This is a genomic window from Planktosalinus lacus (genome assembly GCF_014640155.1).
Lineage (GTDB): Bacteria > Bacteroidota > Bacteroidia > Flavobacteriales > Flavobacteriaceae > Planktosalinus > Planktosalinus lacus.
This window is the reverse complement of sequence record NZ_BMGK01000001.1, coordinates 49763-71393: the sequence shown is the minus strand read 5'-3', so window position 1 is coordinate 71393 and position 21631 is coordinate 49763. Positions and strand designations below refer to the sequence as shown.

The following is a 21631-nucleotide window of genomic DNA, read 5'->3' as shown; positions in this document are numbered from 1 at the left end:
TTCCACGTGAAACATAGATTCTATTTCAATTGAAGGCTAAACACAATACATTCATTAAAACAAAAGATTTTCTTGTTTCTGCAGAGGAGTTTTCATTGATCTGTTCGGAAGCACAAGGCGTATTAAAAACTACACCCATTCCAGAAAATCTTGAAAAGTACTATCAAAGCGAAGAGTATATTTCTCATACCGACTCAAAAGAATCAATTTTTGAAAAAGCGTATCAACTTGTCAAAAAAATTGCTCTCAACAACAAAATTAAACTCATTAAAAAACTGAATAATGGATCCGGTAAACTTTTAGATGTGGGATCAGGAACAGGTGATTTTTTAGCGGTCGCTAAAAAATTTAATTGGAAGGTTTTTGGAGTAGAGCCCAATAAAGAAGCAAGAACGCTTTCTGAAAAAAAAGGCGTTTCAGTTTGTGAAAACCTCACCGATATTCAAGAATTTAATTTTGATGTGATTACTCTTTGGCATGTCCTTGAACATGTACTGGATATAGATTCCTATGTCTCTATAATTTCAAGGAAACTAAAACCAGATGGAATATTAATCATTGCTGTTCCCAATTATAAATCAAAAGATGCTCAACATTACAAAAAATTTTGGGCCGCTTATGATGTCCCCAGACATATATGGCATTTTTCAAAATCCGGTATAAAGAGGGTTTTAGAAAAACATAACTTAAAACTTTTGAAAACTAAACCAATGTGGTTTGATAGTTTTTATGTAAGCTTGCTTTCTGAAAAATATAAGACCGGAAAATTGAATTGGATCAAAGCCGGTTTTATTGGATTATACTCTAATCTCGCTGGATTGCGGTCAAAAGAATACTCTTCACACATTTACATCTTTAAAAAGCAGTAAAACCGTCTTTTTAGAGCCTCTAGGAATTTAAGACAATAGCCGGAAAGCATTTGCCTCTGGCAAAAATAAAACTCGCTTAAAGCCGCTCTAATGAGCCTATATTTTATAATGAAATGTAATTAAAGGGCGCTTTATTTATAAGAAATACTTATAAACTAATTTTTAGCTGGTTTGTGTAACAAACGAGTGAGTTGAATGGAAAGGTCAGTAAAAATGATTTTTGCATTTCCATTTCTTTCAACATGGTAATTCGCTGTTTCAAGCGCTTCGATTATTTCTATAATATTTTGACCATGTATGAAGGGCGCAAATTTTTCTAAGGCAAAATCTGAAGCTTTTATTTTTAAATAGACAAGTGATGCTGTATTATAATTGATCAGTAATGCTTGCCTGAAAAAAGAAACGCAATAATCAAGGAACTTTTTTTGGACTTCGCGTCCCGTTCCGGCTATGGTTTCACTCCAGTGTAGTAAATCGTTAACAACTGATTTATTTCCTTTTGCCCTAAAAGCAGTACGCACCCAAAAAATCACCCAATTCTCAAACTGATTGTCTTCACTGTTGTCTTTAAGTAAGTGTAAAGCTTTATTGTATACCCCCGAAGCCTGTCTGGCAAAATCTTTTGCAACCTCATAAGAGGCGCCCTCACTTTTCACCAAACCTTGTGCAATAACTTCTTCAGCCAACAAAGGAAACTTTAAAACCTGACAACGCGATTTTATAGTTGTTAGAAGCTGTTCCTCGTCTTCAGCAATGAGAATAAACACAGTTTTTGCAGGGGGCTCTTCCAAAAGTTTTAAAATTTTGTTGGCACAAGAAACATTCATTTTTTCTGCCATCCAGATAAGCATAACTTTATAACCCCCTTCATAGGCTTTTAGCGATAAGCTCTTGACCATATCCTGAGCCTCATCTACACTTATCTGCCCTTGCTTTTTTTCCACACCTATATAATTGTACCAATCGTATAAATTTGAATAAGGATTTTCACTTACAAATAATCTCCATTCCTCAGAAAAATGAGAAGAAACCGGGTGCTTTTTTATTTTGTCATTCGTTGCAACGGGATAAACAAAATGCAAATCAGGGTGAGATAACTTATTGACTTTCAAGTTACAGGAAGAGTTTTCGCTGTTGTTTTCCATTCCGGAATTACCACATAAAAGGTATTGAGCATAGGCGATTGCCAGAGGCAAAACACCCTGACCCACAAATAATTGTGCATGTGGAATACGGTTGTTTTGTACACCGGTAATTAAATGGTTCTTAAGATGATCTAAACCTAATACTTCTGAAAACAGCATACGCAAAGATATAATAAATCGGTGCAATGGTAAGGTTACAAATCTTAGAAAAAAGTATCTTTGTTGCCCAACAGAAAGAAATATAGTAAAAGATCTTTTTGTTATTCAATTAGCATTGCAAGAGTATCTGTTTAACACTTCAAAACCTTCAGAAAATGAAAACCCTTAACGACTTTAATTTTAATAAAAAAAAAGTGCTCATAAGAGTAGACTTTAATGTTCCACTTAATGAAGACTTTCAGGTAACAGATACTACACGCATAAAAGCTGCAAAACCCACAATAATTAAAATACTGGAGGATGGTGGAAGCTGTATTTTAATGTCTCATCTGGGCAGACCCAAAGAAAAGGAATCAGAATTTTCATTGAAGCATATCGCAAATAAGGTCTCTGAAATTATAGGAGTTCAGGTTCAATTTGTTGAAGATTGTATTAACGAAAAAGCTGAGAATGCCTCAAAAACCCTTAAATCAGGACAAATTCTACTTTTAGAAAACTTGCGATATTATAAAGAAGAAACCCAAGGTGATAAAGATTTTGCGCAAAAGCTTTCAGTTTTAGGCGATTTTTATGTAAACGATGCTTTTGGCACAGCACATAGAGCTCATGCCTCAACGGCTGTTATTGCAGAGTTTTTTGATGAAAAAAAATGCTTCGGCAAACTTTTAGAAAAAGAAATATACAGTATAAATAAGGTGCTGAAAGAAAACAACAAACCGGTTACCGCTATCATTGGTGGAGCTAAAGTGTCTTCAAAAATTACAATTATTGAAAACATTTTAGATCCCATTGACCATTTGATTATTGGTGGCGCAATGGCGTTCACCTTTATTAAAGCACTGGGTGGTAAAGTTGGAAGCTCGTTGGTTGAAGACGATAAATTAGAGCTTGCTTTACACATACTTAAACAAGCAAAACAAAAAAATGTTCAAGTACACTTACCTGTTGATGCTGTAATTGCTGATAGCTTTTCAGAAAATGCAAATACCGATCAAGCCGCTATAGATGCTATACCTGATGGTTGGATGGGCTTGGATACCGGAAAAGAAACCAATACCCTTTTTGCCGGTGTGATTAGAGAATCTAAAACGATACTTTGGAACGGACCTGTGGGTGTTTTTGAAATGAAACCCTTTTCACACGGTACTATTTCGATGGGAATTGCAATTGCTGAGGCAACAAAACATGGATGTTTTTCATTAGTTGGCGGAGGAGATTCAGTGGCAGCGGTTAAACAATTTGGACTTGAAAATAAAGTGAGTTATGTATCAACCGGCGGTGGTGCGATGTTGGAAATGCTGGAAGGAAAAACACTGCCGGGTATTGCCGCAATTGAAAATTAAACCGCATTGATTCGACAGAAGATTCGTTGATTATAATTTTTTTGCTATTTTGCAGTTAACTTAACAAAAAACAATGCAAAGAATAATTTATCCCCTTATTTGTATCCTTTGTTTTTCCTTTATTCAAGCACAGGAAACCACACTTGAAGAAATTCCACAATTAGAGATGGAACTAAGTGTTTCCGAAGTTGATTCAAATTCAGTTGTTGTACAAGAATTGACAGAACTGCCTGTTTTCGAAAGCATTAAAGACAGCATACTTTTCATCTTTAAACAGCACCACCAGGTGAGTGAAATTGACAGCCTTTGGAAAAAAGAGTTGTTTAACTCTGAATTGTATGAAGAAATGCAAGCCTCAGTAAAAAACTTTGAATCTGAATCTAAAGATACTATAGTGTATGAAGAGCTTTCCACAGAAACACTCATTAAGCATCTTGAAATTTTAAATGCCAAAACACCTTTTGATATAAGTTACACCGTCCCACTTGAAAACACCATCAAGCGCTATCTAAAAACAAGAAAAAAGTCAATGCAAAGACTTATGAATTTAAGCAACTACTATTTTCCAATGTTTGAAGAAGAACTTGACAGGCACAATCTTCCATTAGAGTTAAAGTACTTAGCCATTGTGGAATCTGCTTTAAACCCACGCGCAAAATCGAGAGTGGGCGCCACAGGTCTATGGCAATTTATGTATCCCACCGGTAAAATGTTTGGAATGGAAGTAAGCTCTTATGTTGATGAACGCTCAGATCCATTAAGGGCCACAGAGTCTGCCGCAAAATACCTTTCTTCGCTTCATTCTGTTTTCAATGATTGGGATTTGGCATTGGCAGCCTACAATGCCGGCCCCGGAAATGTTTCAAGAGCCATAAGACGCTCAGGGGGAAATAAAAATTACTGGAACTTACGTCCCTACCTTCCTCGTGAAACAGCCGGTTATGTTCCTGCATTTTTGGCGACCATGTATATCTTTGAATTTGCTGAAGAACATGGGTTTTCAGTTCCAAAATCAGGATTGCCCTATTATGAAACCGATACCGTTCATATAAAACAATCCATTTCCTTTCAACACCTTTCTGAACTTCTGGAAGTACCGATGGAAGAACTTCAGTTTTTAAATCCATCTTATAAACTCGATATTATCCCATTTATTGAAGGAAAACAATATACATTAAGACTTCCAATTGATATTTTAGGGACTTTTGTAAGCAATGAAGATCTGGTTTATGCTTACGCAAAAGCTGAATCAGAAAAAAACAAAAACCCATTACCTGAATTTTTCAAACAAGATGAACAAATCACCTATCGCGTAAAAAGTGGTGACTACCTCGGAAAAATTGCCTCTAATTATGGAGTATCTGTCGGAAATATTAAGTCATGGAACGGAATGAGAAATAATAATCTAAGAATTGGCCAACGCTTGATAATTTATCCAAAGGGTAAAAAAACAACTAGTTCCACAGTACATACAACTACCAAATCAAATCAGTCATCTGAATATGTGGTGCAGAAGGGAGATAGTTTGTGGAGTATCTCAAGAAAATTTCCAGGTGTTTCGATTGATAATATTAAGAAGTGGAATGGTATTAGCGGTACAAGTTTGAAACCCGGAATGAAACTGAAACTTTCAAATGGGTAAGGTTTTTGATAGACTTAAACTTATAAAAATCTAATTAAACACTAACCGTCATTTAGAAAGCGCTTGATTGTACTTTATACAATGACAAATGAAACCGTTTGTAATGAAAAAACTCTTTTTTGTATTGGCCTTCACCTCCTTTTTTATTTCTTGTGAAGACAGTAAAAGCGACAGACAAGCAATGTTACCCACATCATCGGGAAACATTAACAACCTTCAGGTGGTTATAGATGATGATCTTTGGTCCGGTGAAGTTGGAGAAACCATTAGAAGCCACTTTGCCGCCACTGTTGAAGGACTTCCACAAGAAGAGCCATTGTTTACAATCAACCAACTACCACTCAATTCCTTTGAAGGGTTCACACAAAAACACCGTAACTTTTTGTATGTAAAAAAAGGGGAACAAATGCAATATAAACCCACTACAGATCATTATGCAAAACCCCAAACCGGTATTTTTATTAGTGGCAACTCAAACGAAGAGCTCATTGGATTAATCAACGATAAAGCTTCAGAAATGATTTCAAGTTTTCGAGAAACTGAAATAAAAGAAAAGCAAAGAAGAATGTCGTTAGCACTTCTCGAAGTAAAGCCACTTAAAGACAGCCTGAAAGTTTCGCTTACCATGCCCTCTGTTTATCGTATAGCAAAATTATCAAGTGACTTTGCCTGGCTCCGAAAAGACATTCGCACAGGCGATTTAAATATATTGATTTATGAAATGCCATTAGACGCATTCCAAAATGAGGAAACACGCATGCAGGAAATAATTTCTATGAGAGATTCTATTGGGAAAAAACACATACATGGAACCGTTGAAGGAAGTTATATGATAACTGAAAAAGCATTTGCACCCTATTTATTTGAAACCAAAGTGAATGACAGGTTTGCATATCAAGCAAAAGGCACCTGGGAACTTTACAATTTCTTTATGGCCGGGCCATTTGTAAATTATATTATTGAAGACAAACCCAACAACAGATATTTAGTTATTGAAGGCTTTACATTTGCACCATCAATTAACAAAAGAGATTATCAGTTTGAGTTGGAATCTATCATCCACTCTATCAAGTTTAAATAAAAAAAATCCGCTTTTGGCGGATTTTTTTATGTAAGTATAATGGGAAGTTTATTTTTTATCTATTTTTTCACTTTCATCTTTTTCTTCTTCTTTGGAAGCATCCTTAAATTCTTTAATTCCACTACCCAATCCGCGCATTAACTCAGGAATTTTCTTTCCTCCAAACAACAAAAGAACAATGACAACAATTAAAGCAATCTGCCAGGGACCAATCGCTAAAGGAATAAATAAAGCATTCATATGTCTCAAATTTAGACTGCAAAGTTAACAAGAAAAATTCAATACCATACATTTTAAGATAATTTCTTCCATTCAGGTATACGAATTCCCCTTAGATTTTGTTTTATATTTGCTTAATAAGAAAACGGAAAATGACTGAAGAGAAAAAGAGAAAGAAAATCGTAAAGAAACTCCTTCACAAGTACCGTCTGGTTGTTTTAAACGAAGATACTTTTGAGGAAAAAGTATCCTTTAAGCTCAACAGGCTAAACGTTTTTGTGTTCTCTACCCTGTTTGCACTTTTCTTGATTGGTATTACAACCGTGATTATTGCATTTACCCCATTAAGAGAATACATTCCCGGATATTCATCAACACAACTAAAACAGCAAGCGGCTGAGTTGGCTTATAAAACCGATTCTATTCAAAAGGTCTTGTATATGAACGAGCAATATCTGGCATCAATAAAGCAGGTACTTACAGGAGACATTGAAATTGAAGAGGTCAATCGCGATTCAATTTTGAGTGTTGTTAAAGCAGATATGGAAACTGTGGACCTTGCCCCCTCTCAAAAAGATTCTTTGTTACGTGATCAGGTAGCCAGAGAAGAAAAATACACCATATTTGAACCCTCATCAAATATGATAACCAGCATATTATTCCCACCTGTAAATGGTACAATTACAGAAGAGTATAATTTAAAATCCAAACATTATGCGGTAGATGTACTGGTAGATGAAAATACGCCTGTTAAGGCAACGACTGATGGAACAGTAATCTTCGCAGAGTGGACCACACAAACCGGTTATGTAATCATCATAGAACATCAAAACAACTTGATTTCAGTCTACAAACACAATTCAAAAATTATAAAAGAACAAGGCGATTTGGTTAAAGCGGGAGAAGTGATTGGCACAGCCGGCTCAACCGGTGAATTATCAACCGGACCACATTTGCACTTTGAACTTTGGAGTAATGGATACCCCATCAACCCAACAAACTTTATAGATTTTGAATAATTAAAAAACCTTAAACGGTCTAAATTTAAGCACCAAAACCAACTAATAATGTCAATAAAATCTTTTGCTGCAGGGCTTTTTGCAGGATATATCAAACGAAAAACCTATCGGTGGGCGTCAAAACCAATTGAAACTCAGCAAAAGGTTTTTGAAGAACTGATTTCAAAAGCTAAAGACACGGTATTTGGCAAAGACCACAAATTTGAAAGAATAAAATCTCATTCAGATTTTATAAAACACCTCCCCATAAGAGATTATGAAGGGCTTAAGAACTATGTTGACAGAGTGGTTGGTGGTGAAAAAAATGTACTCTGGCCCGGAAAACCATTGTACTTTGCAAAAACCTCTGGCACAACTTCAGGAGCTAAATATATACCAATTACTAAAGACTCAATGCCCAACCATATTGAGGCAGCACGAAACGCCATCTTAATGTATATTGCAGAAACCGGTAAAGCTGGTTTTGTTGATGGAAAAATGATTTTTCTTCAAGGTAGTCCAGAAATGACTGAACAAAACGGAATAAAGGTAGGCCGGCTCTCAGGAATCGCAGCACATTATGTACCCGGTTACTTACAAACTAACCGCCTTCCAAGCTTGGAAACAAATTGCATTGACGATTGGGAAACGAAAGTTGACGCTATTGTAGAAGAAACTTACCAAAAAAACATGACTGTTATCAGTGGTATTCCATCTTGGGTACAAATGTATTTTGAACGTTTGCAGAAAAAAACAGGCAAGAAAATTGGCGATCTTTTTCCTGGATTTGACTTATTTATTTACGGTGGGGTCAACTACGAACCTTACCGTGCAAAATTTGAAAACCTGATAGGGAGAAAAGTAGACAGCATCGAGTTGTTTCCTGCATCAGAAGGCTTCTTTGCTTATCAGGACAAACAAAATGAGAAGGGGATGTTATTATTGCTAAATGCAGGAATTTTTTACGAGTTTATACCTGTAACAGAGTTTTATTCTGAAAACCCACCACGCCTCACCATTGGAGAGGTAGAAATTGGAGTGAATTATGTGCTGATTATTTCCTCAAACGCCGGATTATGGGGTTACAACGTTGGTGATACCGTTCAGTTTACCTCTGTAAAACCCTACAGAGTGATTGTTTCAGGAAGGATTAAGCATTTTATTTCAGCATTTGGCGAACACGTCATTGCCAATGAAGTTGAATCAGCCCTTAAAGAGGCTGTTGAATATTTCCAAGAAGTGCGTATCAATGAATTTACAGTAGCACCACAAGTTACGCCTCCTGAAGATAATTTGCCTTATCACGAATGGTTTATTGAGTTTGAAAATGCCCCTCAAGATATAGGTGCTTTCGCGAAAAAAATTGATGAAGCTTTACAAAGACAAAACAGTTACTACAAAGACCTGATCAAAGGTAAAATTCTAAAAAGACTTCAGATAGTATCCTTAAGAAAAAATTGCTTTAATGATTATATGAAAACTCAGGGAAAATTAGGTGGTCAAAATAAGTTGCCCCGACTTTCAAATGACAGAAAAATTGCAGAGACCCTATTAAAGCTAAATGCCCAATAAAACCTATATTTGCTCAAAATTATGACAAAAATTACTACACATAACAGAACGCGTGCTCAAGAAAGCTCAAACGCTATAGAGCGAATGTACATCACCATGCGTCACCTTTTTAATAGAGGATTTTACAAACCTATGGGTGTTTCGGGCGAAACCCTAAGAGAAGCTTTACTCACATTAAGGCCTGAAATATACGGCTCAATTGCTGAAGATAAATTGGAGCTGCAAGGTTTGTTGTATGTGATAGAACGTCTTCCAAACGGCATTGAAGAATGTCGCTATATCAATTTAACCAGCGATGAAGGATATTCAAAATCTCATTTTAAAGTAATCATTCCACCAAAGCGAAGAAGAAACTGTTACCGCATCGACGATGAACAAATGAATATAGAAATCACGCGCGGCCGATCAGAAATTTATGACATCCTCACACATCTTACATTTCTTTATGTTGAATCACATAAAATTATAAAACGTGTTGTGATTGATGATAACGGAGCCGTAACCCGAGACTGGAGAAAGCTTGAAGAAGCAGTTCAAAAAAACAGTGATCTTTCTGAAAAGGATAGAGAGATTGCCTTAACTCACACTGCAAATATTTTAGGCAGAACGTTTTCAGAAGTAAGTGCAATTTACCCACAATTTGCAACCAAAGAAAACCCCAATCGTTTTTTAAATATTATTTACTACTTAGGTAAAATTGCCATGCAAGAAGTTGTTGAAGACAACAAGCGGGTTATTACATTCAGTCCGGTATTGAGAGAACGTTTGGGACATCATATTCACGGTGAGATTTGGGCAAACACAATAAAAAAAACACTCCATTCTAAAAACTTACTAGAGCGCCCCATTCACATTATCAGTGCCAATATGCACAGTGTGATGAACACCCTTTTTGCTCCTCTGGTACTAAAAAATGAACTAAAAAAGGCAACAACACTTCAGATATTTGAACAACTCAGCAATAGTCAGAATGTTCAGCTCAGAAATAAAGTAGAAAAAGCAGCCAAAAACTGTGGAATGATTTTCATTGAAGACAGCAGTGGTACAAATATAGATGTACAGATTTTTGACGCAACCCAAATAGATTGTTCGCATCTTATCACCAATAGGGTAAAAGAAAACTCAAAAGAAGAAAAACCGGTTATATTGGTTATGGATTATGCTTTTGGTGAACAAGCTTATGAGACAATGGATGAATTGTTAAAGCCCTATAAATGCGAAAAACAGAACACTCACTTGCTGAATGTAAAATCAATTTCAATAATGGGAAAAGCCGGAATACTTGAAGGAGGGAAAGGAGATATCATGATTCCAAATGCCCATTTATTTGAAGGCACAGCAGATAATTACCCATTCAACAACCAACTAAAAATGTCCAATTTTGAAGGAGAAAACCTCAAGGTTTATGAAGGAAGTATGATTTCTGTTTTAGGAACATCACTCCAAAACAAAGACATTTTGAAGTTTTTTCATGACTCCACCTGGAATGTGATTGGTCTAGAAATGGAAGGGGCCCATTATCAAAAAGCTATTCAAGCAGCATCAAAAATCAGAGGGAGTATAAGTAATAGTGTGAAAGTTCGTTATGCTTATTACGCTTCAGACAATCCTTTGGAAACCGGAAGTACACTGGCCTCCGGCGGCCTGGGAATGACCGGGGTAAAACCCACTTACTTAATTACTGAAAAAATTCTTGAACAAATTTTAAGCTAATTTTTTAAACCATGAGCAACACACCAACAACCAATAGCCATCAAGAAGAAATTGACCTGGGGTATTTGATAAATAAAATTAACGAATTATTTATAAAATGCTTAAAACTTCTTTATGCTATAATCTCATTTTTCTTAAAACATAAATACATAATTCTTTTGCTAATAGTTATTGGCATTGCCTATAGTTACTTTAAAGAAAAAAATGCAGCAACTCTTTATGATAATCAAGCAATTGTAGTTCCAAATTTTGAAAGTGTACACTATTTATATGATAAAATTGATGCAATTAATTTTAAAATAGGCGAAAAAGACAGCCTATATCTTAAAAGCTTTTTAGGAGAGGACTACAAAAGACTCAAAAAAGTAGAAATTGAGCCAATAATTGATATGTATCAATTTCTTTCGAAATCGAGAGAAAACATAGATATTTTTAGAATTATCACACAAAATCAGGATATTACTGACTATAAAGAAGAACTTTCAAATAATAAATACTATAAATACCACAAACTAAATTTAAAAATCTTTGGAGAGAACAATACCGAAGGTGTTGTTTCAAAAGTTCTTGATTATTTGAACAACAATGAACATCTAAAAAAATACTCTAACATTTATAAGGAAAATAATGAGCTACAAATTAAAGAACACAAAAAGATGTTGGCTCAAATAGATTCAGTTTTATATTCAATATATACAAGTAAAAACCTGTCATCCAATCAAGGTGTTCAGATAAGTGAAAATCCATACACTCACTTTTTAATAGAAAGAAAAGGAATGGTTTTGGATGATTTACTTCAACATCAAATTCAGAAAATTGATTTTGAAAGTGCAATTAAAATCGTGAAGATTGATTACAACTTGATTGATAACAGCAAATTTCGTGTTCCAAGTAAAATAAAATATCCTCTTTTGTTAGTCTTTTTATATTCTTTATTTTTCTTTTTAAGGTATGGTTACTCCAAACTTAAGAAAATTGCCAATAGCAATTAGAACACAGAAAATTAATTAATGAAAAAGAAAAATCTCATTGTTTTTGGAACGAGGCCAGAAGCCATTAAAATGGCACCTTTGGTAAAGGCATTTGAACAAAAACACGAATTTGAAACCAGAGTGTGTATCACCGCACAACATCGTGAAATGCTAGATCAAGTTTTGCAGTTCTTTGAAATCACGCCACATTATGATTTAGATTTAATGCGGCCAAATCAAAACTTATACACACTTACGGCGATGATCATTGAAAGTATGAAGACGGTACTGGAAGAGTTTAAACCCGATTTTGTATATGTTCATGGCGACACTACCACCACAATGGCAGCCGCTTTGGCTTCATTTTACAGCGGGGCTAAAGTTTGTCATGTGGAAGCCGGGTTGCGAACATTCAATAAAAGAAACCCATTTCCTGAAGAAATGAACAGGAGCATTGCCGGCAGACTTACTGACTATCACTTTGCTCCCACAAAGACTTCAAAAGAAAACTTGTTAAAGGAAAATATTCCTGCGAGTGACATTACAGTTACCGGAAATACAGTGATTGACGCGCTGCTATTTAGTGTAAATAAATTAAATAATCATCATTATACTGATTCAGAGATTGAACAATTAAAGGAATCTATTGATTTTTCAAAAAAACTCATTTTAATTACCGGTCATCGTCGTGAAAATCATGGTGAAGGATTTGCAAATATTTGTAAAGCACTCAAAACAATCGCCAAAAACAACCCAGAAACACAGCTTGTGTATCCCGTGCATTTAAACCCCAATGTGCAAAAACCGGTCTATGAACTACTCGGGAATATTACCAACATAAAATTAATTGACCCGTTAAGTTATCCGGCTTTTGTCTGGTTAATGGAAAAATCACACATTATCATTACAGACAGTGGTGGTGTGCAGGAAGAAGCCCCTAGCCTGGGAAAACCAGTACTTGTGATGCGCAACACCACTGAACGCCCCGAAGCCGTAGAAGCAGGAACTGTAATTTTAGTTGGAACAAATACCCAAAACATTGTTTCAGAAACCAAAAAATTATTAGAAAATAAAAATCATTACCAAACAATGTCTAAGACTCATAATCCTTATGGTGACGGCAAGGCCTGTGAGCGAATAATTGAATATATAAAAGAAAAATATGACTAACAATAAGCCAACAGTTGTGATGATTGGTTTAGGCTACATAGGCCTGCCCACAGCCGCTTTAATTGCCGGAAAAGGACTTCAGGTGACCGGAGTTGATGTCAGTCAAGATGTAGTAAACACCATCAACAAAGGTGAAATACATATCGTCGAACCCGACTTAGACGGCCTGGTACATCACGTAGTAAAAAAAGGACGCCTTAAAGCATCCACAAAACCTGTTGAAGCTGATGTGTATTTGATAGCCGTCCCCACGCCTTTTAAAGAACACCACAAACCTGATTTGAGGTTTGTTGAGAGTGCAATTAATTCAATCATCCCCTATTTAAAACCTGCTGCACTTATTATCATTGAATCCACAAGCCCGGTGGGAACAACGGAAAAGATGCAGGATATCATACTTAGCCATCGCCCAGAGCTTAAAGGAAATATCTTTATGGCCTATTGTCCCGAGCGTGTTCTACCGGGTAATATCATTTATGAACTAGAGCATAATGATAGAGCTATTGGCGGAATCAATGAATCATCAACACAAAAGGCCATGGCGTTTTACAAACATTTTGTGAAGGGAGAGCTCCATGCTACTAATGCCCGCACTGCGGAAATGTGTAAGCTGGTTGAAAATGCTTCCAGAGATGGACAGATTGCGTTTGCCAATGAGCTCTCGATGATTTGTGATAAAGCAGGCATCAATGTTTGGAAATTGATTAATCTAGCCAACAAACACCCTCGTGTAAACATTTTACAGCCCGGAACCGGAGTGGGAGGTCACTGCATCGCCGTAGACCCTTGGTTTATAGTTTCTGAGTTTCCCGAGGAGAGTAAATTAATGCGATCAGCTCGCGAAATAAACAATTACAAAACCCAATGGGTGATTGAAAAAATTAAAAATAAAGCCCTGGCTTTTGAAATTGAAAACAAACACAAACCCCTCATTGCGTGTATGGGACTCGCCTTTAAACCCAATATTGATGATTTACGTGAATCGCCTGCAGTTACAGTGGTTGAGGCACTTAAAATGGAAGGCCTAGAGCTGTTAAAAGTAGAACCCAACTTGCAAAATGGACGTGCAGAAAGTCTAACGGATCAAAAAGAGGCCGTTAAAAAATCTGATATTATAGTTTTTCTGGTGGCTCATAAGGAGTTTCAAAACATTAAAACAGATAAGCCTACTTTAGATTTTTGTGGAGTTTTAAAGGAATAAAATAGCACAAATGAACAGGCTAAAAACATTAATAAATAAAAACTATCTTATTTATGGAAGCTCCATTGTTTTTAGCAGAGGGTTAGAATACTTGGTTTTGTTTTTCGCTGCTTATTACCTTACAAAAAGTGATTATGGCGAACTTGAATTTTATAAAAAAGTAATAGAGGTGGGTTCTTCTTTTTTCGCGTTTGGGTTTCCTGCTCTTATTTTAAGCTACACCAAAAGCCAAAATAGCAAAACACACTTTTTCACACTTTCATTGATTTTTGTTTTAGCATTATCAATAGTAAGTGCTGTAATCTTTGCCTTTACACCCTGGATAATTTTTGTAATCCCATTTGTTTTTTATGCGTTGTTTTTTACCGGAGGTATTGCACATTCCTATTTTTTAGTAAAAAAAGGGAGTGGTTTTGCATCATATTTTAAAATTATTGTCTCACTTTTATTTTATTTAGTTGTTTTTAGCTCAATCTATTTTTTTGATGTTAAAGGCAAAGCGTTTGTATATGTTAATTATGTGCTCATATTACCCCTGGTTGTTTTTATTGGGATTGAATTAAAAAGAGAAAAACTGGTTATTTATCAGTTAAAGAAATATTGGCGCTTATTTAAAAAACTTATTTTAAGCTCCTTTACATTGGTAGTGAGCAACTTTGCTAACTTGATGTTTCTATATACTGATATTTTTATCATAAAACTCTTATCAAAAAATGCCAATGTGGATATTGCAAATTATAGTTTTGTACTAAATATAGCTGCCTTGTTGTTGTTGGTACCAATGACATTGGTTCAGGTTGACATTGAAAAATTAAAAACAAACAAGGCATATGTGTCTGTTTTAAATAAAAAGATTTTTAAATTAACAGCAGTATTGACAATTGCTTTACTCATATTTTTTGTCATTTTAACACAATTTTTGTTTGTTGATTATCAAGAAACTTTTTTGTTGTATGTTATTGTCTTGCTAGCTAAAGTCGCACAGGCATTTTCTCCTTTATTTGGAACTTTGATTGTTGTCGAAAAGAGGTTTGCCAAAAACTTATGGATTAACTTAATTTCCTTAACACTCAATATTGCTGTAAGCATACCTCTTTTCTATTTACTGGGGGTTTATGGTGTTGCAATTGCAAGTTTAATAGTGCTTACATTCAGACAATTCGTTTTATATAGAACTTATTACAGTATAATATACGCTAACAAAAAATTGTAACTCGAGGTTATATTTGCAGAATTAAAAATATCGCGAGCCCTACCTTGGCAATTAAAAAATTATGACAGAAACAACGCTTCAAATAAAAATGAGTAGTCCACTTCAACAAATTTCAAAGTGGAGTTTTTATTTTATGTTAGCAACCTTCCCGCTGAGTTTGTTTTTGAATAACCTCTTTGCCACGGTTTTTTTGATTGCCTTTGGCTTTTATTTATTGCTAAATCAAAAATTGATACTCACAAAAACCTTTAAAAAGAAACTTCATTTATTTTTAATATTAAGTGTTCCTTTTTTACTCACTTTATTGGGGAGCATTTATTCTTCAAATCCATCAGGGGCTTTAAAAATGATAGGAAAAATAGCGCCTTTACTTTTTTTTGTTTACTATGCTGTATATCATAATACTTGGTTTTCAGATAAGATAAAACCTGCATTTTGGTTTCTGGTTTTTGGGTGTTTATTGTCTGCCGGATTGAGTTGGGGACTTTCCTTGGTAGAAATATTTAAACTTAAACTGCCCATATCTGTATTATTTACACAAGAATTTGCCTATCACAATTTGGCAGAAAAACTGGGTGTTCATACTCCATACTTAGCGCTGTTCATAAATGCTGCTTTAGGGTTTATTGTTTATAGTTTTTACGATAAACAAAGTAAAATATCTAAACCATTTCTATGGTTTATTTTTATTGTTTTGACCATTTTTTTATTTAATCTAATGGCAAGGAACGCCATATTTTGTTATTTATTTTTTGGATTTATCTTTTTAGTAAAAAGCAAAAACTATCTACTTTTGCTTAGTTTTTTTGTAGTAATTAGCGCGCTTACAATCTATATTTACAACACTGAAAAAAACTTTTTAAGAGACCGCTTTATTTATGGAATAAATATATTTGAAGAAGAAACCATATTTAGTAAAAAAGACAATCGTTTTTCTCGCTGGCAAGCTTCAGTTGAAGTTTTTAAGCAATTTCCAATATTGGGTCCGGGCACTGCGGGAGCTGAAGAATTTAGAAAAGAACAATATTTAATTAACCTGGACAGCGAAGCTTATAATGAAGGCTACAACGCACACAACCAATTTGTGGAATATTTAAGCACCTATGGTTTTGTGGGCGCAATCTTATTTATTTTGATGGTGTTTTACTTAATTAAAAGCACCTTTCGACAACATTCGGTTTTACTAATGTACTTATGTGGTTGTTTTCTGATTGCAATGATCACAGAATCAATTTTGGTGAGATCTTGGGGAGTTATGTATTATGGATTTCTTATAGTATGCATACTTTCGTGGAACATTAAATTTCAAAATTTAGAATGAGAAATGTTTTAATTTTTTTTCTGATAATTCTTGCTTTTTATTCTTGTGGAGAGAAAAAAATGAGAAAGGTTGTTGATGTTTCAAATAGGGCGCAAGAATATGAGTTGATAAAACCATTAGGAAATGTTGTGGGCGATGTCCAGTTTTCTGAAAAAGGGGCGGAATTTATTGGCAATGATGTTCCAGCATATATTTTTTTGGACTCATTGAGCCTTGAGGAGTCAACACCAAAAAACATTAGTATGTGGTTGAAATTTGAGGGTGAAGATGCCAGAATTCCTCAAATGATATTTTCTATAAAAGACACTACAGACATCAGAAAACGCTTCAACATGTGGATAGCCGGAAGAAGAGTAACAGCTGTTTTAAACGGCAATCCTTTATGGGCAAATGAATATGATTACTCAAAGGGCAGAAGTAAAACTTATTACGATTCATATATACTTGAGCCGGGTAAATTTTATTTTCTTTCAGTAAATTACACACCACAAAAAGTTCAAATATATATTAATGCAGAATTGTATCAGCAATTTGAGAATATTAATGACGGAAAGATCAATTTTCACCAAATTTATCTTGGGACAGAGCGTTATGAGAATGAATTCAGAAACCCTTTAATTGGGAATATTAGAAACTTAACCCTCTTTAATAGAACGCTGAATGAAAATGAAATATACTCCTTAAGCGTGGAAAGCTATGAAGACATCTCTGAGTTTAACAAGGCTTTTGAGCTAAAGAAGTTTAATTTTAATTAATAGTGAATTTAAATAAAAAAATAACATTTGAGTCCTTAATGTTTTACGGCATTCTCAGCTTGCTTGTAATCAAACTGTTGTTTTCTTATTTGAACGAAGAGTTAGCGTGGTGGACCAGACACTTTACACCCAACTATATAAAATACAATCCGTTAGGAATGCCCGTTAACACTACAGAGTATGTAGAGTATCTTTTAATCCCTTTAATGTTTATTTACTTGACGGTATATTTTAGAAAAGTAGGGATTCTGTTGATTCCTATTTTCATAACATTTATTTTATATATACTGAATTTATTTACGGCGTTTTATACTTCAAGCGAACTCTTAGATTCTTTAAAATATGCACTTAAGATAAGTACTCCCATTTATTTTTTCTGTGTGTTAGTGGTTCATACAAAGTTAACCGGTAAAAGCATCAAAAATGAACTGGTGATATTTGTTGCAATTTGTGCATTTTTATCTGTCATTGCACTACTTTTATTTAACCCAACATTCAATAGGGGGTCATTTAGGTGGCCTGTTTTTTTTAGTGGTTTACATACTCACAACTATGTTTTGGCGGCACTTTTTGTTGGAGTTTCTTATATGTTGAAAAACAAAAAATGGTACATGTATTCTTTTATGCTGGCCTCTTTTCTTTTTTTAATTATAGGATACAATGTGAGAACAGTAATTGTATTCTATTTCTTGTTTATAGTGGTTATGCTTTATCTCACTTCCGGGTTTTTTAGATATTTATATGCCAAAGCACTATTATTTATTCCATTTGTCTTAGGCTTGGCACTTATTTACTTAAGAGATTTTGATTGGAACCGCTTTTCCTCAGGAAGATTAACAATGTATGAGGAAAAGCTGGATATTTTAGAAGACTATGGTTTTAAAGATTATCTTTTAGGAAGAGGGTGGGGGTCAGATTTGATAAAAACCAAAGAGTGGTGGTGGGAAAAAAAGGGCTCACATAATGACTTTTTAACCTATGTGGTTGAAAATGGAATCCCTTTTATGATTGTGTTTACCCTTCTTTTACTTTCCCTTCTTTTTCTTTCAAAAAGAGTTTCAATGATACTCGCCACCTTAATAATAGGTTACTTATTAACATCACTGCTTAGTAATGGTTTTGCTGTTAGACCACAAGCTGCCTATATGTTTTTTATGGTTTTTGCCTATATTTATTCCAACAATAAAAGCTATATCACTAAAAATGAGTAAAACAATTGCTTTTATTGGCCCCCTACCCCCTCCAGTTGGTGGTGTTGCACTAGCAAATCTAAGGGTGCAACAAATTGTTGGACTAAACTCCCAAAACCATACCATTTTAAATTATAACACTTCAAAGGGGGGTGAAAGAGCTGATTTGTATAAGAAGAAGGGGTTTTATGAACTATTACATTTTATTAAAAACATCTTCGGAATTATTGGGTTTGTATTTAAACATAAAATACACGTAAGTAATGTATTTGTTGTTCCAAATATTTCATTTATTCGCGAAGCCCTTTTTATTTTTATTTTAAAATTAACCTCTAAAAAACTAGTAATCCATTTACATGCAAAAACTGAAGATGACTTTTTTTTGAGTGGAATGAAGTTAAAGCTTTTCACAAAGATACTTTCACTTGGTGATGTGATTTTCGTACTCTCAGAAAACTTTCACAAAAAGTTTTATGTACAGTATATAAAACCTAAAAAGCTAGTTGTTCTTGAAAATTTTATTGACTATAAAGAATTTGAAAATGATATTGAGCAAAAAACAAATGATTTTCTTTATGTGGGCCGTTTGTCTGAAAAAAAGGGGTTCTTTACTTTAGTTAAAGCACTAACACTTCACAAAAATGCTTTTAAAGGTTTGAAAGTCCATGTCTTGGGTGAGTTTGAAAATGAAATATTTGAGCAAAAAGTAATATCCTTAATAGAAAACCACAAAATTGAAAACTTTATTTTTTATGGTTCAAAAACGGGGCATGAAAAGAATGAGTTGTTTAAAAAATGTGCTGTTTTTATATTCCCTTCTTATTTTGAAAACTCACCGATTGTTCTGAAAGAGGCCATTGCTGCAAAAATGGCTATCATTTCAAGTGACATAAAGGAAAACAAAAACATACTCGATCCATTTGAAAACAAATTGTATTTTGAAACCCAAAACGAAAATGAATTAGCTGAAAAAATAAAAATATTGGCGCAAAATCCTGACAAGGTCAAGAAAATGATGGAAGCATCAGAGCAGATAAAAGATTTTAATTTTGAAACTGCAAGCAAAATAATAGAAAAACACCTGTATTGACTTCTAATGATTCACATATCAAAAAAAATCATTTAACGATCAGTTTAATTATACTGTTTTTGCTCTTTTGGGGGTTAGAAATTTCAGATAAATTAACGTATTATTTTTTCCCAGAATTTTCTTTTTCACAATTCATAAAAGCAGTAGTTTTGATAGGGTTTTTGATCTTTCAAATTGCAATTAAGGACTATAAGTTCATTCTGATTGCATTAGTTACGTTTATCTTTTTTTCAATTGGGCAGCTATTTTTAGAGACTTCTTTTACAAGGAATTCCCTGTTGACTTTTTTTAAATTTTTATTTCCAATTTTACTCTTTTCTTTTGTTAACAAAAGGATTAAAATTAACAAACTTTCTCCAGAGTTTTATAAAACCTTTGAGTGGGTAATGGTGGTTAATTCAATTTTGATTTTCATAGGTGCTCTCTTATCGATAAAACTTTTTAACACCTACCAAGGAAATAGATTTGGATATAATGGAATGTTTGCTGCCGTTTCCAACGGAAGTTATGGGTATATTATCACCTTGTTCTATTTTCTTCTAAGATATAAGGAAAGAGTAATTAAAAATTGGAAATTTATTTTCATTTTTATTTCCTGTATTTTTATTGGAACAAAAGCTGTTTATCTTTCAATGTTATTTACTCTTGGCTATCTTGCTTATGTTTCAAAGATTCCATTTAAAAGAACTTTACTTGTCGTAGCAATCCTAATAGGGTTGCTACTGGCCTATTATTTCTTTTTCCAATATGGAATTTTTAATTCCATAAGACAAAGTGATGGTTTACTTTCCGCTTTATTGTCATTCAGAGACCAGTTGCTTCTGGAAAAAACCTTGCCTTTTATTCAAGAAAGCTGGGGATGGGTTAATTACTTATTTGGTGGCGTTTCTGATTTTGACTTACGCTCACAAATGGATATTATTGATGTGTTTTTCTTTTGGGGGATTTTGGGTGGAGCTTTTTATTTATTTATTTTTTTAAAGCTTTTTTTACCCTTCAAAATGAATACGACCGGTTGGCTGTTTATATCCTTTTTAGCTTTCATAGTGCTTTTGGCGGGCAACTTTTTTGTGTATTCATTTGTTGCCTTGTTTATGGTAACTTTGAAATTAAAACTTGAAGAAAGTATGCGCACACCTTTAAAACAATAATTTTAAAGTTGTTTTTTATCTCCTTAAATACACTTACTTTTGCATCCATCCTTTATAGCAGTATGACCCCTAAAATCAGTTTGTTAAAAACCAATATTCACAACCTCTCTTTGCAGGATACGCTGGCATTGGTTGAGCAAGCCATTGCTGAAAACAAACAACTACATCATATGGTAGTAAATGCCGGGAAACTGGTGACACTTCAAAAGGACGGTAAACTCCGCGAAAGCGTCAATAGCGCCGATATTATCAACGCAGACGGGCAGGCTGTTGTCTGGGCATCAAAGTTTCTGGGGGTACCGCTTAAAGAACGTGTAGCGGGGATTGACTTAATGGCAAGCCTGGTGGAACTGGCAAACAAGAAAAACTATAAAATTTACCTACTTGGTGCAAAAGAAGAGATTGTTTCCAAATTGGTCAATATTTACAAAGAAAAATACAATCCCTCCATAATTGCAGGTTACAGAAACGGCTATTTTTCTGAAGAGGAAGAATGTGATATTGTGAATGACATTGTAAACTCAGGTGCTCAAATGCTTTTTGTGGCTATGACTTCCCCTAAAAAAGAAAACTTTCTTCACAAACACAAAACATCACTTTCTAAAGTGAATTTTATTATGGGCGTGGGCGGCAGCTTTGACGTCTTTGCCGGAAAAACCAAACGCGCACCCCTTTGGATGCAAAAAATGGGTCTGGAATGGTTCTATCGCTTTCTGCAAGAGCCTAAAAGAATGTGGAAAAGATACCTCGTAGGCAATACAAAATTCTTATTTTTGGTGCTGAAAGAAAAATTCAAAAAATAAAAACTGATTGTTCCGGCTTTTATTT

The 21631-nt window shown here is 34.4% G+C and carries 19 protein-coding genes; 17 read left to right on the top strand and 2 right to left on the bottom strand.

Features of this window, described 5'->3' with window-relative positions; translation table 11 throughout:
- Nucleotides 1-29: 29 nt before the first annotated feature.
- Nucleotides 30-869 carry a class I SAM-dependent methyltransferase gene (locus IEV69_RS00330; protein WP_229741244.1) on the top strand — a complete coding sequence of 280 codons (840 nt, stop codon included), beginning with the start codon at nt 30-32 and terminating at the stop codon, nt 867-869.
- Between the two features lie 155 nt (nt 870-1024).
- Here IEV69_RS00330 and IEV69_RS00325 read toward each other — a convergent pair whose 3' ends face one another.
- Complete coding sequence (locus tag IEV69_RS00325) at nt 1025-2173, bottom strand: DNA polymerase III subunit (protein ID WP_188438329.1); 1149 nt, start codon at nt 2171-2173, stop codon at nt 1025-1027.
- Between the two features lie 155 nt (nt 2174-2328).
- Here IEV69_RS00325 and IEV69_RS00320 point away from each other — a divergent pair, with 155 nt between their 5' ends.
- The 3 genes from IEV69_RS00320 (at nt 2329) to IEV69_RS00310 (ending at nt 6239) form a co-directional block, all read left to right on the top strand.
- Nucleotides 2329-3516: a phosphoglycerate kinase gene (locus tag IEV69_RS00320; protein ID WP_188438327.1), complete on the top strand. Its 1188-nt coding sequence runs from the start codon at nt 2329-2331 to the stop codon at nt 3514-3516.
- Nucleotides 3517-3589: 73 nt separating this feature from the next.
- Entirely contained in the window at nt 3590-5158 is a 1569-nt protein-coding gene (locus tag IEV69_RS00315) for a lytic transglycosylase domain-containing protein (protein ID WP_188438325.1), read from the top strand.
- Between the two features lie 103 nt (nt 5159-5261).
- Complete coding sequence (locus tag IEV69_RS00310) at nt 5262-6239, top strand: DUF4837 family protein (protein ID WP_229741242.1); 978 nt, start codon at nt 5262-5264, stop codon at nt 6237-6239.
- Nucleotides 6240-6287: 48 nt separating this feature from the next.
- Here IEV69_RS00310 and IEV69_RS00305 read toward each other — a convergent pair whose 3' ends face one another.
- The gene (locus tag IEV69_RS00305) at nt 6288-6479 is read right to left on the bottom strand and encodes a Sec-independent protein translocase subunit TatA/TatB (protein ID WP_188438321.1); all 192 of its coding nucleotides are present in this window, start codon (nt 6477-6479) and stop codon (nt 6288-6290) included.
- Between the two features lie 131 nt (nt 6480-6610).
- Between IEV69_RS00305 and IEV69_RS00300 the strand changes: the two genes are divergently transcribed.
- The 13 genes from IEV69_RS00300 to IEV69_RS00240 all read left to right on the top strand — a co-directional run bounded on the left by IEV69_RS00300 (nt 6611) and on the right by IEV69_RS00240 (nt 21606).
- A complete protein-coding gene (locus IEV69_RS00300) occupies nt 6611-7477 on the top strand; it encodes a M23 family metallopeptidase (RefSeq protein WP_188438319.1) in 867 nt (288 codons plus the stop codon).
- A 48-nt stretch (nt 7478-7525) separates the two neighbouring features.
- Nucleotides 7526-9028 carry a GH3 auxin-responsive promoter family protein gene (locus IEV69_RS00295; RefSeq protein ID WP_188438317.1) on the top strand — a complete coding sequence of 501 codons (1503 nt, stop codon included), beginning with the start codon at nt 7526-7528 and terminating at the stop codon, nt 9026-9028.
- Between the two features lie 21 nt (nt 9029-9049).
- Nucleotides 9050-10741, top strand: a complete 1692-nt coding sequence (locus IEV69_RS00290; protein ID WP_188438316.1) for a DUF6909 family protein — start codon at nt 9050-9052, stop codon at nt 10739-10741.
- Between the two features lie 11 nt (nt 10742-10752).
- A complete protein-coding gene (locus IEV69_RS00285; RefSeq protein ID WP_188438314.1) occupies nt 10753-11733 on the top strand; it encodes a hypothetical protein in 981 nt (326 codons plus the stop codon).
- Nucleotides 11734-11751: 18 nt separating this feature from the next.
- Nucleotides 11752-12882 carry a non-hydrolyzing UDP-N-acetylglucosamine 2-epimerase gene (gene wecB, locus IEV69_RS00280; RefSeq protein WP_188438312.1) on the top strand — a complete coding sequence of 377 codons (1131 nt, stop codon included), beginning with the start codon at nt 11752-11754 and terminating at the stop codon, nt 12880-12882.
- Entirely contained in the window at nt 12875-14083 is a 1209-nt protein-coding gene (gene wecC / locus IEV69_RS00275) for a UDP-N-acetyl-D-mannosamine dehydrogenase (RefSeq protein WP_229741240.1), read from the top strand. The genes wecB and wecC overlap by 8 nt, the downstream gene beginning before the upstream one ends.
- A 10-nt stretch (nt 14084-14093) precedes the next feature.
- On the top strand, nt 14094-15296 hold the full coding sequence (locus tag IEV69_RS00270; RefSeq protein WP_188438311.1) for an oligosaccharide flippase family protein: 1203 nt from the start codon (nt 14094-14096) through the stop codon (nt 15294-15296).
- A gap of 61 nt (nt 15297-15357) precedes the next feature.
- Nucleotides 15358-16617, top strand: coding sequence for an O-antigen ligase family protein (locus tag IEV69_RS00265; protein WP_188438310.1), 1260 nt, complete (start codon nt 15358-15360; stop codon nt 16615-16617).
- Nucleotides 16618-16676: 59 nt separating this feature from the next.
- Nucleotides 16677-17372, top strand: a complete 696-nt coding sequence (locus IEV69_RS00260) for a LamG-like jellyroll fold domain-containing protein (protein WP_188438309.1) — start codon at nt 16677-16679, stop codon at nt 17370-17372.
- Nucleotides 17373-17410: 38 nt separating this feature from the next.
- Nucleotides 17411-18583 carry an O-antigen ligase family protein gene (locus IEV69_RS00255; RefSeq protein ID WP_188438308.1) on the top strand — a complete coding sequence of 391 codons (1173 nt, stop codon included), beginning with the start codon at nt 17411-17413 and terminating at the stop codon, nt 18581-18583.
- Nucleotides 18576-19652 (top strand): glycosyltransferase family 4 protein, encoded by a 1077-nt coding sequence (locus tag IEV69_RS00250; RefSeq protein ID WP_188438307.1) that lies wholly within the window; start codon nt 18576-18578, stop codon nt 19650-19652. The genes IEV69_RS00255 and IEV69_RS00250 overlap by 8 nt, the downstream gene beginning before the upstream one ends.
- A 386-nt stretch (nt 19653-20038) precedes the next feature.
- Nucleotides 20039-20803 carry a hypothetical protein gene (locus tag IEV69_RS00245; RefSeq protein WP_188438306.1) on the top strand — a complete coding sequence of 255 codons (765 nt, stop codon included), beginning with the start codon at nt 20039-20041 and terminating at the stop codon, nt 20801-20803.
- 62 nt (nt 20804-20865) lie between these two features.
- Nucleotides 20866-21606 carry a WecB/TagA/CpsF family glycosyltransferase gene (locus IEV69_RS00240; RefSeq protein WP_188438305.1) on the top strand — a complete coding sequence of 247 codons (741 nt, stop codon included), beginning with the start codon at nt 20866-20868 and terminating at the stop codon, nt 21604-21606.
- Nucleotides 21607-21631: the final 25 nt, after the last annotated feature.